Annotated in this window: 12 protein-coding genes; 4 read left to right on the forward strand and 8 right to left on the reverse strand. The window is 74.4% G+C overall.

The genetic code is table 11. From position 1 onward, the window contains the following. The first annotated feature begins 5 nt into the window (after positions 1-5). Complete coding sequence (locus tag MICAU_RS29480) at positions 6-2,021, forward strand: ATP-binding protein (protein ID WP_013289012.1); 2,016 nt, start codon at positions 6-8, stop codon at positions 2,019-2,021. Beyond that, positions 2,018-3,181 (forward strand): acyl-CoA dehydrogenase family protein, encoded by a 1,164-nt coding sequence (locus tag MICAU_RS29485; RefSeq protein ID WP_013289013.1) that lies wholly within the window; start codon positions 2,018-2,020, stop codon positions 3,179-3,181. Before MICAU_RS29480 ends, MICAU_RS29485 begins: the two co-directional genes overlap by 4 nt. Positions 3,182-3,239: 58 nt before the next feature. On the opposite strand, the gene MICAU_RS29490 is transcribed toward MICAU_RS29485, so the two are convergent. After that, the gene (locus MICAU_RS29490; protein ID WP_013289014.1) at positions 3,240-5,018 is read right to left on the reverse strand and encodes an alpha/beta hydrolase; all 1,779 of its coding nucleotides are present in this window, start codon (positions 5,016-5,018) and stop codon (positions 3,240-3,242) included. 235 nt (positions 5,019-5,253) lie between these two features. Between MICAU_RS29490 and MICAU_RS29495 the strand changes: the two genes are divergently transcribed. Further along, the gene (locus MICAU_RS29495) at positions 5,254-5,718 is read left to right on the forward strand and encodes a hypothetical protein (RefSeq protein ID WP_013289015.1); all 465 of its coding nucleotides are present in this window, start codon (positions 5,254-5,256) and stop codon (positions 5,716-5,718) included. On the opposite strand, the gene MICAU_RS29500 is transcribed toward MICAU_RS29495, so the two are convergent. From MICAU_RS29500 to MICAU_RS29525, 7 genes are all read right to left on the reverse strand, one after another. Next, entirely contained in the window at positions 5,705-7,180 is a 1,476-nt protein-coding gene (locus MICAU_RS29500; RefSeq protein ID WP_013289016.1) for a serine/threonine-protein kinase, read from the reverse strand. The two genes, MICAU_RS29495 and MICAU_RS29500, sit on opposite strands and share 14 nt — an antisense overlap. 30 nt (positions 7,181-7,210) lie before the next feature. Further along, complete coding sequence (locus MICAU_RS29505; RefSeq protein WP_013289017.1) at positions 7,211-7,669, reverse strand: hypothetical protein; 459 nt, start codon at positions 7,667-7,669, stop codon at positions 7,211-7,213. A gap of 135 nt (positions 7,670-7,804) precedes the next feature. Then, positions 7,805-11,386 carry an adenylate/guanylate cyclase domain-containing protein gene (locus MICAU_RS29510; RefSeq protein WP_013289018.1) on the reverse strand — a complete coding sequence of 1,194 codons (3,582 nt, stop codon included), beginning with the start codon at positions 11,384-11,386 and terminating at the stop codon, positions 7,805-7,807. Continuing rightward, positions 11,383-12,177 (reverse strand): MBL fold metallo-hydrolase, encoded by a 795-nt coding sequence (locus MICAU_RS29515; RefSeq protein ID WP_030273782.1) that lies wholly within the window; start codon positions 12,175-12,177, stop codon positions 11,383-11,385. Before MICAU_RS29515 ends, MICAU_RS29510 begins: the two co-directional genes overlap by 4 nt. A gap of 135 nt (positions 12,178-12,312) precedes the next feature. Continuing rightward, positions 12,313-12,774 carry a RidA family protein gene (locus MICAU_RS29520; RefSeq protein WP_013289020.1) on the reverse strand — a complete coding sequence of 154 codons (462 nt, stop codon included), beginning with the start codon at positions 12,772-12,774 and terminating at the stop codon, positions 12,313-12,315. Positions 12,775-12,779: 5 nt separating this feature from the next. Further along, positions 12,780-12,935: a Sp36 family protein gene (gene sp36, locus MICAU_RS32305; protein ID WP_013289021.1), complete on the reverse strand. Its 156-nt coding sequence runs from the start codon at positions 12,933-12,935 to the stop codon at positions 12,780-12,782. A 62-nt stretch (positions 12,936-12,997) separates the two neighbouring features. Further along, entirely contained in the window at positions 12,998-13,438 is a 441-nt protein-coding gene (locus MICAU_RS29525; RefSeq protein ID WP_013289022.1) for a hypothetical protein, read from the reverse strand. Between the two features lie 335 nt (positions 13,439-13,773). On the opposite strand from MICAU_RS29525, the gene MICAU_RS29530 reads away from it, so the two are divergent. Then, the gene (locus tag MICAU_RS29530; protein ID WP_013289023.1) at positions 13,774-14,352 is read left to right on the forward strand and encodes an Rv0361 family membrane protein; all 579 of its coding nucleotides are present in this window, start codon (positions 13,774-13,776) and stop codon (positions 14,350-14,352) included. Positions 14,353-14,376: the final 24 nt, after the last annotated feature.

The following is a 14,376-nucleotide window of genomic DNA, read 5'->3' on the forward strand; positions in this document are numbered from 1 at the left end:
CGCGGATGATCAACAAACTTCTGGTTGCGAACCGGGGCGAGATCGCCCGCCGGGTCTTCGCCACCTGCCGCGCCCTCGGCGTGGCCACCGTCGCCGTGCACTCCGACGCGGACGCCGACGCGCCGTTCGTGGCCGACGCCGACCAGGCCGTCCGGCTGCCGGGTAACACGCCGGCCGAGACGTACCTGCGCATCGACGCCATCCTGGACGCGGCCCGGCGCTCCGGCGCGGACGCCGTCCACCCCGGCTACGGCTTCCTGGCCGAGAACGCCGAGTTCGCCGCGGCGGTGACCGACGCGGGCCTGACCTGGGTCGGGCCGTCGGCCAAGGCGATCGCCGCGATGGGCGACAAGATGGCCGCCAAGGCGATGCTCGCCGACGCGGGCGTGCCGATGCTGCCCACCTGGACCGACCCGGCCGAGGTCACCGCCTTCCCGGTGCTGGTCAAGGCCGCCGCCGGTGGCGGCGGCCGGGGCATGCGGATCGTCCGCGACGCCGCGGGGCTGGCCGAGGCCGTCGCGGGCGCTCGCCGCGAGGCGGCGGCGGCGTTCGGCGACGGCACCGTCTTCATCGAGCGGTACGTGGAACGCGGACGCCACGTCGAGGTGCAGATCTTCGGCGACACCCACGGCACCGTCGTGGCCCTCGGGGTACGCGACTGCTCGATCCAGCGCCGCCACCAGAAGATCGTCGAGGAGGCACCGGGTGTGCTGCCCGACGACGTGCGCGCGGAGTTGCACGAGGCGGCGGTGGCGGCCGGGCGGGCTGTCGACTACGTCGGCGCGGGAACCGTGGAGTTCCTGCTGGCGCCGGACGGGCAGGTGCACTTCCTGGAGATGAACACCCGCCTCCAGGTGGAACATCCGGTCACCGAGCTGACCACCGGGCTGGACCTGGTCCGGCTGCAACTGCTCGTCGCCGAGGGCGAGCCGCTGCCGGTCACCACCACGCCACCGGCCGACGGCCACGCCATCGAGGTACGGCTGTGCGCCGAGGACCCGGCTCAGGGCTTCCGCCCGGCCACCGGCACGCTGCACCGGTTCGCGATCCCCGGGGTCGCAGCCGAGTTCGGTCCGGCCCGTGGCCTGCGCCTGGACTCCGGCGTCGTGGACGGCTCGACGGTGAGCGTGCACTACGACTCGATGCTGGCGAAGCTCGTCGCCTGGGCGCCCACCCGCACCGAGGCGGCCCGTGCCCTGGCCGGCGCGCTGGCCCACGCCGAACTGCACGGCGTGGCCACCAACCGGGACCTGCTGGTCCGCGTGCTGCGCAGCGCGGAGTTCACCGCCGTGGACCTCGACACCGGCTTCCTGGACCGGCACCCGGAGGTGTTCGCGCCACTGCTGCCGGCGGAGCAGCTTCCGGTGGCGGCACTGGCGGCGGCGCTGTCCGGGGCCGCCGAGCGCCGGGCCGCCGCACCGGTGCTGGCCGGGTTGCCGTCGGGCTGGCGCAACGTGCCGTCCTTCCCGCAGGTCACCCGCTTCACCGTCGGCGACGGCGAGGAGATCGAGGTGCACTACCGGCTCGACCGCACCGGCGCCCTCGCCGAGTGGGGAAGGAAGGGCCCCCTCTTAACGGATCCGGTAGAGGAAGGGTCCTCTGTTAACACCGAGCTGCCGGTGGTCGAGCTGGTGACGGCCACCCCGGGCCGGGTGGTGCTCGACGTGGACGGGGTGCGGCGGGCCTTCCGCGTACACCGGGCGGGGTCGTCGGTCTTCGTGGACGGCCCGGACGGGGCGGCGAGCCTCACCGAACTGCCCCGCCTGCCCCTGCCCACCGCGGAGCTGGCGGCCGGGTCGCTGCTCGCGCCGCTGCCCGGCGCGGTGACCCGGGTGCACGTCGAGGTCGGTCAGCGGGTCGCTGCCGGTGACCTGTTGCTGACGCTGGAAGCGATGAAGCTCGAACATCCCGTGCTCGCCCCCGCCGACGGCGTGGTGACGGAGCTGCCGGTGCCGGCCGGCGGCCAGGTCGAGACGGGTGCCGTACTTGCCGTGGTGGACCCCGAGGAGGACCCGCAGTGAACTTCGACCTGACCCCCGAGCAGGACCAGCTCCGCGACGCCGTCCGGGCGTTGGGCCGCAAGTACGGCCACTCCTACTTCGTCGAGAAGGCCAGGTCCGGCGAGCACACCACCGAGCTGTGGCACGAGGCCGGACGGCTGGGCTACCTGGGCGTGAACATCCCCACCGAGTACGGCGGCGGGGGCGGCGGCATCACCGAGCTGGCGCTGGTGTGCGAGGAGCTGGCCGCGACCGGCTGCCCGCTGCTGCTCCTGGTGGTCTCCCCCGCCATCGCCGCCACGATCATCAACAAGCACGGTACGGAGGAGCAGCGCAAGAAGCACCTCCCCGGCCTCGCCGACGGCTCCCAGAAGATCGTCTTCGCGATCACCGAGCCGGACGCCGGATCGAACTTCCACCGCCTCGCCACAGTGGCCCGCCGCGACGGCGACGACTGGCTGCTCAGCGGCCGGAAGATCTACATCTCCGGGGTGGACGAGGCCGGGCACGTCCTCGTGGTCGCTCGTACCGAGGACGCGTCCACCGGGAAGTTGAAGCCGGCGCTCTTCATCGTGCCGACCGACGCGCCCGGCCTGGAGAAGTCCAAGCTGGACATGGAGATCCTGTCGCCGGAGAACCAGTTCCTGCTCTTCCTCGACGACGTCCGGCTCCCCGCCGACGCGCTCGTCGGTGAATCGCTCGACGCCGGGCTGCCCGCCCTGTTCGCCGGCCTCAACCCGGAGCGCATCACTGTTGCCGCGATGGGCGCCGGCACCGGCCGGTACGCGATCGAGAGGGCAAGCGACTACACCGCTACCCGCAAGGTGTGGGGCGGACGCTCGATCGGCTCCCACCAGGGCGTCTCGCACCCGCTGGCGCACGCCGCAGTGCAGGTCGAGCTGGCCCGACTGATGATCCACAAGGCGGCCACGCTCTACGACGCGGGCCGCGACCTGGAGGCCGGCATCTCCGGCAACATGGCCAAGTACGCGGCCGGCGAGGCCGCCGCGCTCGCCGTCGACACCGCCGTCCAGGCGCTCGGCGGGGCCGGCATGACCACCGAGTACGGCGTGGCGACGCTGCTCGGCGCGGTACGGGCGGGCCGGATCGCCCCGGTCAGCCGGGAGATGATCCTCAACTTCGTCGCCCAGCACGTCCTCGGCCAGGACAAGTCCTACTGACCGAGGTGGGCCCGGGGTACGGCGGGTGCCCGATCACCCGCCGTACCCCGGGGGTCCGTCAGCGGACGGTCAGCGTGCCGACCGCCGGGCGCGGCGTCGCCACCGGCGGCAGCCGCTTCGGCTCGCCCCGGCTCGGCTCGCCCGCCCGGGCCAGCGCGCTCTTCGACGCGTCCGCCCGGCCGGCCGCCGCGTCCTCCTGGAACGGCTGCGCGTCACCGACGCAGAGCGTGCCCTTGGCCGGCAGCTTGCCGGTGAGCAGGTACGCGTCGATCCGGCCGGTCACGCACGCCGAGGTGCCGTACGCGGTGTGGCCCCAGCTGTCGCTGCTCAGCAGGCGGCTGTTCGGCAGCAGCTTCGCCGAGCTGACCGCCCCCTGGTAGTTGGTCGCCGGATCCCAGTAGTTGCCGACCACCAGCACCGGGGCGGCGGTGACCCGGTTGAACGGCCCGGTCCAGGCGTCCTCGTCCCGCACCGTCCAGGTGTTGCGGGCACAGGGCGAGGTGCCCCAGGCCCACGCCCGCCCGAAGTAGGGCGCCCGCTTGTCCTCCTTCGCCGACAGCGCCGGCCAGGCGTCGGCGCTCTTCGGGTGGTACGCGTCGGTGCAGTCGACGGTCAGGAACGTCTCCAGCCCGTTGTCGTACGGGAAGTCGTACCCCCGCTGTTGCCGTGCCTGCGCGGCGCGGGCGGCGAGTGCCTTGCGGGCCGTGGCGGTGGCGGCCTTGCCGGCGGCCGGGTCGGTCAGGGCCAGGAGCTGGACGGTCAGGTCCACCACCGACTGCCAGCCGTACGGGTCGTAGAGCGCACCGAGCGTGGCACCGACGAAGTCGGCGTAGCTGACGGTGAACGAGCCGAAGTCCGGGTCCTCGATCACCACCGGCTTCTTGCGCAGTCGCTTGGCCACCGTGTCGTACGCGGCCAGCGGGTTGCCGGTGGAAGCCAGCGCACACTGCTCGGCGCCGGCCTCGCCGCACCGGGCCAGGATCTCGCGCAGCGCCCGGTACGCCCCGTCGGCGCTGCGCAGCCGCGTCTCCTGGAGCTGGTTGCGGGCACTGCCCTGGCCGATCCAGGCGTTCGGGTCGAGCACGCCGTCGACGACCAGCGCGCGGAAGCGGTCCGGGAACATGTTGGCGTAGTACTGGCCCAGCGCGGTGCCGTAGCTGAAGCCGAGGTAGCTGAGCAACTTGTCGCCGACGGCGCGGCGCAGCACGTCCATGTCGCGGGCCACCTCGGCGGTGGACGCCGCGCCGGTGAGCGGCTTACCGGTGGTGGAGCACGCCTTGCCGACCGCCTTGGACGCCGCGACGTACGCCTTCTCCTCCGCCTTGGTCCACGGGAACGCGACGTTCAGCCCGGCGTACGCGCGGGTCTGGTCCTTCACCGAGCGGAAGCACTTGATGTTCTCACTGGCCTCGACGCCGCGCGGGTCGACGCCGACGATGTCGAAGCGGTCGAGCAGGTCGTCGCCGAGGAAGTAGGGCGCGGCGAGCGCGATGCTCGTGCCGGAGCCACCCGGGCCACCCGGGTTGAGGAAGAGGCTGCCGACCTTGCGCTGCTGGTCGCGGGCCTTGACCCGGAGCAGGGCGACCTCGGTGGTGGCGCCCTTCGGGTTGTCGTAGTCCAGCGGCAGCCGGACCGTGGCGCACTCGGCGTAGTCGTAGCAGGCGTACCAGTCGAGCTTCGGCGTCGGCACGCGGTCCACCCGGCGCGCCTCGGCGGCGGTGGTCCTGTCGTGCGCGGGTGGTTGCGGAGTCGCCGCCGCGGCGGGCGCGACGGCCGGTCCGGCGAGGAGGACGCCGGCGATCCCGGTTGCGGCCAGGGATCGGATTGCACGGGGCATGAGGCTGCCTTCCGTCGGGGAACAGTTCCGTCGAGGAGACCTCGACCCCCGTCACTGTAGGGATCGACGCCCACGTTAGTGGCCCCCAAACGGGGATCGATACGGCAAACAACCAGATGATGTAACGATTTTTTCTCGATCGTCGCTACCTGCGACTCCGAAGTGGAGCGTCGGTGACGGGAAGCCGTCTCATCCCGCCGGTTGACAGGTGGACGCGCTGGGCCATGCTTGTCGGGTGAGATCGTTCCCGAAGCCCGATGCGCGGGCGAAGGCCGTCGTCGCGTCCCTGGCGACGGTGGCGGCGGTGGTGACCCTCGCCGTGTGGCGTCCGCCCGGCATCCTGTCGGTCGTGCTGGCCCTGGTCTGCGTCCTGCTCGCCATGATCACGGGAGTGACGATCACCGCCGCGCGTCAGCCCGGCGGCACCGGCGGGCCCGCCCCGCAGGCCGAGACCTGGCCGGTCCCCCACCAGGGGTACGGAGTGGACGCCGACACGCTGGAGGCGATCGACCCGCGCGCGGTACGGAACCTGCGCACGCCGGCGGGCCAGCCGATCGACGCGGACACGCTGGAGACGCTCGACCCGCGGGTGGTACGCGGCATGCGGGCGACGACAGCGGTGGACGCCGACACGCTGGAGACGCTCGACCCGCGGTCGGTCCGGCAGGGCCGGACCGTGAACGGGCTCAGCGACCGGTGAGCGTGGGGCCGGCGAGCGCGTTGACGCCCCGGCCGGCCAGACAGCGGTAGGTGCGGTCCGCCTCGGCCTCCGGCGGCAGCACCTCCAGGTTCCACCCGCTCGCCGACTTGCCGCCGCTGACCAGCCGGAACGTGTCGGCGTTGCACACCCGCCCGACGGCCGGGTCGGCCGCGACCGTCTCGTGGCGGGCCCCGGCGAGACCGGCCGGCAGGTCACCGGCGGCGTAGGTCTCCCAGGTGTGCTGGCCGTCGCACGGCACCCGGCTCGCCTCGGCCCGGTCGCGGCGCAGCCGTACCGGACCGAAGCACTCCAGTTCCGTCGCGCAGCGCGCCCCGGCGGGCAGCCGCACGTCGGCGGACGCGCAGCCGGGCACCGGCGCCACCCCGGCCACGCCGCTGGTCGCCGGTGTGGGCGTGACGGCCGGCGTGTGCCCGCCTGCCACCCAGCCGCCACCGGCCGAGGCGGCGAGCGCCAGCACACCGGCGCCGCCGAGGAACCAGCGCTTGGGCCAGCGCCGGCCACGCGAGGCCACCGTCGGGTGGTCGTCGTCCGCGGGCGGTCGCGGGTTCGGCCCACCGGTGCGGTGGAACCGGTCGCCGGTGGCGCCGTCGTACAGGCCGCCGGTCGCCGGGGCGCCGTCCAGCGGCAGCGAGGCGAGCAGGCCGCGCAGTTCGACCGCGGAGGGCCGCGCGCCCGGGTCGTTCGACATGCCCAACCGGAGTACGTCGATCAGTTCACCGGGCACGCCGGGCAGGCCCGGGATCGGCTGCTGGAACATCTCCAGCACGGTGACCAGGCTCGGGTTGCGTTCGGAGTGCCAGCGCGGCGGACGGCCGTACATCACCGCGTAGAGCGTGGCGCACAGCGAGTAGACGTCGACTGCGGGCGTGGGTGGACTGTGGTTGAACGTCTCCGGTGGCGCGTACGCCGGGGTGAGCGCCTCCAGCATCACCGAGGAGTCGCGGAACTCGGCGAGCACCGCCAGGCCGAAGTCGGCCAGGACGGCCGAGTTGAACTCGGAGTGCAGGATGTTCGCCGGCTTGACGTCGCGGTGCAGGACGCCCGCCGCGTGCGAGTGGGCCAGCGCGTCGGCGATCTTCACGCCGAGGTCGCGGGTCTCCGCCGGGCCCAGCGGCGAGGTGCGCATCCGCTCGGCGTACGAGCCGTCGCACAGCTCCATGATGAGGTAGGGGTGCTGGTCGACGGTGACGCCGACGTCGAACAGGTCCACCACGTGGGGGTGCGACGACATCCGCCCGGCGGCACGGGCCTCGCGCAGGAAGCGGGCCTGGTCGCGTTCGCTGTCCAGCGTGCGGTTCTCGATCTTGACCGCGACCTCGCGCCCCACCGAGATCTGGGTGGCCCGGTAGATGGTGGCGTACCCGCCCCGGGCGAACACCTGCAGATCGGTCAGACCGGGCACGATGGGCAGCCGCAGGGCGCCGGGCGGGGTCTCGGTCACGACTCGAAAATACCCAACGATCCGGACCCGTCAGCGCGCCGTGTCGGTGGCCGGCACCGGACCCGGGACGGAGTCGTCAGTGGCGGCGGCCGCCCGGCGGGCGTCCCACCACAGGCCGACCGCCGTCGCGACCGCGCCCAGGCCCTCCCACGCGGCGACCGCGAAGAAGCGGTCCGGCGCGACGTCGGAGAGCACCGCGATGGTGAACACGGTGAAGGTGACCAGGCGGAACCACACGGTGAACCGGTAGAACGGCCGCCACTCGGTGGCGACGGCGAGCAGGTAGTAGACCCCCATGTTGAACGAGGCCATCGAGGACGCGGTGAGGAACGTGCCGGTGTAGTCGCCCGGAGCGCGCTCGGCCGGCACCTCGAAGCCGAGCAGGCGCAGCTGCGTCTCCGGCCAGATCAGACCGAGCGCGCCGAGCAGCAGCGCGAGGAGCCCGAAGACCGCGATCGTCCAGCCGGCGCCCGAGCGCGGCAGCCTCATCGTTCCTCCCCAGCGTGGTCTGCCGGTGACGCAGGCGCGCACCGGGAGGCGGCAGTCGATCCACCACTGTCGCGGCCCCACGCTAACCGGCTCCACCGACGAACACATCCCCGGAACCGTCAGAACAACGGGCGGTCAGCCGCCGGAGAGGCGGACCCGCAACGCGTCCGCGACGATCCGCTCACTGCGCTGCTCGGTGGCGTACGCGAGGCGTACCGCCTCCTCCGCGTTCGTCAGCGCCTCGGCCCGGCGACCGCAGGCGTCGAGCGCCTCGGCCAGCACCAGCAGCGCCACCACCTGGCTGCGCACGTCCTCGGCCGGGGCGGTGATCGACCGCTGCGCCCAGTCGAGCGCCTGCTCGCGCTGGCCGTGGGCGAGCAGCGCGGCGGCGTACCGGGCCATCGTCTGCCGCCGTGAGAACAGCAGCGAGGGCGCGTTCGCCGCGCCGGTCGCGACCGGGGCGAGCAGCCCCACAGCGGTGCCCGGGTCACCCGCCGCGAGCCGGGCCATGGCGAGCAGCACCCGCGGCGCGACCTGGGCCGGTGCCTGCGGGTTGTGCGGCTCCACCCGGGTCAGCACCGACCGCGCCTCCCGCTCGGCTGTCTCGTGGTCGCCCATGTCCAGCGCCACGAAGCCGCGCAGCGTGCCGGCCATGCCGGTGAGCAACGGGTGGGTGGTCCGGTCGGCGTACTCGAGCGCCTCGGTGAACAGGTCGGCCGCGTGTTCCGGCTCGCCCAGCCCGCGCGCCACCACCCCGCGCACCACCAGCGCGAAGCCCTGCCCCCAGTCGTCGCCCACCTCGGCGAAGTCCCGGTACGCGCGCCGCGCCGCCCGGTCCGCCTCGGCCAGGTCGCCCAGCTCGGCGGTGGCGTACGCCTCGACCGCGCGCAGCGTCCCCACCGCCCACGCCTCGCCGACCCGCTCCCCGAACGGCAGGAACACCCGCGCCATCCGGCACGCCTCCCGCAGCCGGCCGGCGAGCAGCCGGGCGAACGCGGTGGTGCCGCGCAGCCAGGCCCGCCCGTACGGGTCCTTCAGCTCGGCGAAGAGCCGGGCGGCCCGGCCGAGCACCGCGTCGGTGCCGGCGAAGTCGCCCCGGGTGGTGGTCACCCAGGCCAGGTTCTGCAACGACCAGGCCTGCCCGCGGGGATCCCGCGCGGCGAGACTGACCTGGTAGGACGCGGCCAGCCGGCTGCTCGCCTGCCCGAGCCGGCCGGCGATGAAGTCGGCCATGCCGAGCCGCCGCATCGCCGAGGCCCGCAGCGTGGGCAGACCGGCGTCGGTGGCCACCTGCAACGCCTCCTGCCAGTTGCACTCGGCCCGCTCGGCGTCACCGAGTGTCTGCTGGGCCTGCCCGGCGAGCAGCAGCGCGGCGGTCCGGGTGGCCGGGTCGCCGGTGTTCGCGGCGATCTTCTCGGCGAACGCGAGCGCGTCGGCCGGGCGGCCGATCTGGAGCAGCGCACGGGCGTGCACCACCCGGTCCGCCGGTGGCACCCCGTCGCGGGCCAACTCGGCCGCGCGCTCGGCGTACTCGACGGCGAGCGCCGGCTCCCCCGACCGCAGCGACCGGCGGGCGGCCCGGCCCAGCGCGGCCACCCCCAGCGGGGTGACCGCCCGGGCCGGCGCGTCCGGGCGCAGCTTGACCGCGTCGGCGAGCGCTGTGGCCCGCTCCACGTGCTCGGCGACGAAGTCGTCCCGGGCGGCCTCGGTGAACGCGCCCCCCGGGGCGCCGCCGGTCTCGTCGACGCTCTCCGGCGCGGCCCAGCGGGCCAGCGCCGCGTGCCGCTCGGCCAGCTCGGCCTTGCTCACCCCGGCGTACGCGGCCTCCCGCATCAGCGGGGTGGCGAAGGCGAACCCGCTGCGGGTGCGGTGCAGCATGCGCCGTTGCAGCAGCTCCTCCACGGCCCGGTCCAGCTCGACGGCGGCCACCGCGGCGGGCCGCCCGTCCCGTCCGACCCGCTGCTCCCGCAACGCCTCCAGCGCTCCCGCCGGCACGGTGTCGCCCACCACCGCGGCGTCGCGCAGCGCCGAGCGGGCGTTGGGCGGCAGCGCGTCGATACGCGCCGCGAGCACCGCGGCCAGGTCGCGGGAGAGCAGGCGGCTGCCGAGCGAGCCGGGGGCGAGTCGCCAGCCGACGTCGGCGCCCCGCCCCGGGCCGGCGGTGAGCGCACCGCGCTCCATCAGCAGCGTGACCAGCTCGGCCAGATAGAACGGGTTGCCCTGCGCGGTGGCGAGCAGCCGGTCCGCGTCGGTCTGGGGCATGCGGCCACCGGACAGGTAGCTGGTGAGCAACCGGGAGGCGTCCGCGCCGCGCAGCGGCGGCAGCGCGTGCACCTCGGCGTCCGCGACGCGGGTCAGCGCGCCGGCGGTGCGTACCAGCTCGGGACGGCCGAGCAGCAGCACCAGCACCGGCCCGCTGAGCCGGTTGAGGGTCAGCGCCAGCGCCTTGAGCGTCTCGGCGGTGGCGTCGTGCAGGTCGTCCACCACGATCACCAGCGGCGCCTCACCGGCGAGCGCGCTGAGCAGGTCCGCCACGGCGGTCGGCACCGCCTCGTCGTCCGGCGGCGGCCCGGCCGCGTTCCACTCGCCGTTCTCGGTGGCGGGCGGGAGTTCGGCGTACCCGAGCAGGGCCAGGAGCTGGTCCACGGCGATCGGCGGCGGGTCGCCGGGGAGCCGGGACAGGCGCTGGCCGAGGCGGCGCAGCCGCTCCTCGACGGCCGGCCGGGTGACGGCGGTGGCCGCGTCGCCCGGCAGGCCGACGGCGGCCCGGACCAGGTCGGCCAGCGGCGCCAGCCGGCGGCGCTCGCCGAACGCCGCGCAGCGTACCGAGAGCACGCGGGCGCCGGTGTGCGCCGCGTACCGCCCGGCGCCGACGTCGTAGCCGGCAGCGAGGCGTTCCACCTCGGCCGCGAACCGGGACTTGCCGATCCCCGCCTCGGCGGTCATCAGCAGCACCCGGGGCTCACCCCTGTCGATCACCTCGGCGAGCCGGCCGGCGATCCGGCCGATCTCGGTCTCCCGGCCCACGAACGGCGCCTCGTCACCGAGGCCGGACCGGGTGCCGGGCGCGTCGAGCAGGCCCAGCAGCTCGTACGCCTCGACCGGTTCCCGCTTGCCCTTGAGCCGCAGCGGGCGCAGCGCCCGCCAGGAGGCGACGTGCCGGGTGGCCGCGGAGGTGCGCGCACCGGCGTAGACCGCGCCGACCGCGGCGGCGTCGGCCAGCCGGGCGGCGGTGTTCACAGTGTCGCCGATGACCGTGTACTCGATCGCCGCCTGGATGCCGGCGATGACGTCTCCGGTGTTGAGGCCGACGCGCAGGCCCAGCGGCGCGCCGCCGCCGCGCTCGTCGTCGAGCACCCGCCGCACCGCACGCTGCATGGACAGCGCCGCGCGGACCGCCCGCTCGGCGTCGTCCTCGTGCGCGACCGGGGCGCCGAAGACCGCCATGATCCCGTCGCCGGTGAGCTTGTCGACGTGCCCGCCGAAGGTCTTGACCGCGCCCGCGAGGGCCGCCAGCACCCGGTCGGTGACCGCACCGACCCGTTCCGGGTCCAGGTCCTCCGACCAGGAGGTGAAGTCGGAGAGGTCACCGAAGAGCACGGTCACCACGCGGCGCTCGGCCGCGGGCAGCGTGGCGGCAGCCGGCAGCGCCGCCCCGCAGTTGTGGCAGAACCGCGCCCCGGGCACGGCTACGGTTCCGCACACCGGGCAGGTCACGGCTGCTCCACTCCGAGGTGTTCGAGCTGGGCCCGGACCGACCACTCGGCGGCCCACCACAGCGACCTGTCGACGTCGGCGTAGACCACTGCGACCACCTCGGCCGCGGTGGTGGCGCCCGCGGCGACGGCGGCGCGCACCTGGTCCAGCCGGGCCCGCCGGTGGGCCAGGTAGAAGTCGGCCGCCACACCGCAGTCGGCCAGCGCCGGGCCGTGGCCCGGCAACGCCGGGATCTCCCGGTACGTGGAGAGCAGCTCCAGGCTCGACAGGTAGTCGCCGAGGTGCCCGTCCGGGTGGGCGACCACTGTGGTGCCCCGGCCGAGGATGGTGTCGCCGGTCAGCACGACGCGCTCGCCGCCGTGCGCGGCGACGAGGCAGACCGAGTCGGCGGTGTGCCCGGGGGTGGGCAGCAGTCGCAGGTCCAGCCCCACGTCGAGCGCGGTGTCGGCGCTGAGCGGCTCACCTCCGGCGGTGTGCGCCGGGTCGGCGGCGAGCACCGGTACGCCGTCGAGCAGCTCACGCAACCGGGGCGCGCCCTCGGTGTGGTCGGCGTGCCCGTGCGTGATCAGCACGCACCCGATGCGCCCCTGCGCCGCGATCGCGGCCAGGTGCCCCTCGTCGGCGGGCCCCGGGTCGACCACGACGGCGGGCGCGTCCGGCCCGGCCCGCAGCACCCAGGTGTTGGTCCCGTCGAGCGTCATCGGCCCCGGGTTCGGCGCACGCAGCAACGTCACCCACGCCGGTAGCTCCTCCGCAAGCGCCCCCGCGGCCCCGGCCATACGCCCACCCATGGCTGCGATCGTACGACTCCGCCCGCCGCTCCCCGCGATCTTGCAGTTCCGGCCCGAGCTTTGTCCCCGTGTGGGGCTTCTGCCGGGGCCGCAACCGCAAGATCGCGGGCTCTCACGGCGGGCGAGAGGGCACGGTCACGCGACCTCGACGATGACCTCTACCTCTACCGGGGCGTCGAGGGGGAGTTCGGCCACGCCTACCGCGCTGCGGGCGTGGCGGCCGGCCTCGCCGAACACGGCGCCGAACAGGTCGGAGGCGCCGTTGATCACGCCGGGCTGGCCGGTGAAGCCGGGTGCGCTGGCCACGAAGCCGGTCAGCTTCACCACCTTGACCACGTTCTCCAGCCCGACCAGCGCGTCGATCGCGGCGAGCGCGTTGAGCGCGCACCGCTGCGCCAGGTCCTTCGCCTGCTCGGCCGAGACGCCGTTGCCGACCTTCCCGGTGGCGAGCAGCTTGCCCTCGGCCATCGGCAGCTGGCCGGACACGTAGACGTGCTGCCCGGACTGGACGGCCGGTACGTAGCTGGCCACCGGCGGCACCACCTCGGGCAGTTCGAGGCCGAGCTCGGCGAGCTTCGCCTGGGGTCCGTTGCTCATCGAGGTCAGCCCTTCGGACGCTTCAGGTACGCGACGAGCTGCTCCGGGTTCGGGCCGGGGACCACGGAGACCAGTTCCCAGCCGTCCTCGCCCCAGTTGTCGAGGATCTGCTTGGTCGCGTGGACCAGCAGCGGCACCGTGGCGTATTCCCACTTCTGCATCGGAGGAGGGCTCCCTTGCCTGACTTGGACTTCGGTCAGGCACAGCCTACGGTCCGCCGCGGTCACCAGGACGCGGGACGCGGCTCCGGCGCCGCCGGCGGCTCGCCGCACGGGCCCTCGTGCTCGAAGCGCTGCGGGCACCGGCTGCGGTCGGGCAGCAGCAGGTCGCAGAAGACCCGGTGCCTGTTGTTCTGGTCGTCAGCGGTGGAGACGGTGGTCTCGCCCGCGTCCAGCTCCATCAGGAAGCCCAGCGAGGTGGCCACGGTGCCGGCGAGCGCGGTGGCCGCCGCCAGGTCGGGCACCCGGACCTGGAGGTGGATGACGTAGCCGGGCTCGTCCTCGTCCCGCCCCCTCCCGCCGGAACGGGGAAGCGTCCGGACCACGTCGGCCGGAGGGCCGTAGGAGCGCTCGTTGAACGGCGCGCCCGGTCCCTCGGCCTCACCCGGCCGTCCGGCCCGGTCACCGGGGAACTGGCCCCGAGGACTGTTCTCCGCGTCGCGCATCCTTCGCCTCCGGGCGTCGTACCTGTTCACCAACACCGCAATCCGGCTCGGAGCCGTCCCCGGCCCGGCTCTCCGCGTCGGGGACGAACGTAGATCCTGCGACAAGTCCCGGCAACGGGACGCGCACGCCTCGTCACGTCCAGTCACATTTGCGACACAAGGCTGGTCGGGAACGCGGTAGCCGTCTCCGTCCGGCGGGGCGCGTACGCGGGGCTGGCAAGCGCCCCGCCGACCGATACCCTTCCGGACTGGACGCGCGCCGACGCGCGCCCGCACACCTCGACCCGTGCCCGTCGCCTGGGGCGGCGACGGGAGCCGCAACCCGGGGGAGACAGATGACCCAACCGCCCGTCGGTGGCGACACCGGCACGCCCGGCGACCCGAATCCGCAACCGCCGCCCACCGGCGGCGCGCCGCCGGGATCCGCACCCCCGGCCGGCCCGCCGGCGTACCCGTCCGAACCCCAGCCGCGCAAGCGACCGGCGGTGCTGATCGTCTCGCTGGTGCTGGCCGCCGCGGTCCTGCTCTGCGGCGGTGGGGGCACTGCCGCGTTCCTCGCGCTGCGCAACAGCGAGGACGGCCAGGGCGCGAAGGAGCCGCAGGTCGCGGTGGACGGCTTCCTCAAGGCCGTCTACCAGGAGCGCGACGCCGAGAAGGCTGCGGCGTTCGTCTGCTCCGCGGCCCGCGACGACGAGAAGATCACCACCAAGGTCGCCGAGGTCCAGAAGTACGTCGCGCAGTACCAGAACCCCCGGTTCCGCTGGCCCACCCCGACCGTCGACAACCAGACCGGGGACCGGGCCACCGTCTCCGCCCGGGTGACCATGACCACCGCCGACGAGAAGGTCGCCGAGCAGGCGCTGCGTTTCACAGTGGTGCGGAAGACGGGTTGGTGGGTCTGCGAGGTCGGCTGATCCCACCGGCCGGACAGAGCTGGT

Origin of the sequence: Micromonospora aurantiaca ATCC 27029 (assembly GCF_000145235.1) — a bacterium.
In the GTDB taxonomy this organism is placed as follows: Bacteria; Actinomycetota; Actinomycetes; order Mycobacteriales; family Micromonosporaceae; genus Micromonospora; species Micromonospora aurantiaca.

Excerpts from the sequence above, each read along its gene's own strand:
- MICAU_RS29480 (WP_013289012.1), top strand. The coding sequence starts at position 6 with ATGATCAACAAACTTCTGGTTGCGAACCGGGGCGAGATCGCCCGCCGG.
- MICAU_RS29505 (WP_013289017.1), bottom strand. The coding sequence starts at position 7,669 with ATGAGGCTGCCGCGCTCGGGCGCCGGCTGGACGATCGCGGTCTTCGGG.
- MICAU_RS29525 (WP_013289022.1), bottom strand. The coding sequence starts at position 13,438 with ATGCGCGACGCGGAGAACAGTCCTCGGGGCCAGTTCCCCGGTGACCGG.
- MICAU_RS29530 (WP_013289023.1), top strand. The coding sequence starts at position 13,774 with ATGACCCAACCGCCCGTCGGTGGCGACACCGGCACGCCCGGCGACCCG.
- MICAU_RS29520 (WP_013289020.1), bottom strand. The coding sequence starts at position 12,774 with ATGAGCAACGGACCCCAGGCGAAGCTCGCCGAGCTCGGCCTCGAACTG.
- MICAU_RS29515 (WP_030273782.1), bottom strand. The coding sequence starts at position 12,177 with ATGGGTGGGCGTATGGCCGGGGCCGCGGGGGCGCTTGCGGAGGAGCTA.
- MICAU_RS29490 (WP_013289014.1), bottom strand. The coding sequence starts at position 5,018 with ATGCCCCGTGCAATCCGATCCCTGGCCGCAACCGGGATCGCCGGCGTC.
- sp36 (WP_013289021.1), bottom strand. The coding sequence starts at position 12,935 with ATGCAGAAGTGGGAATACGCCACGGTGCCGCTGCTGGTCCACGCGACC.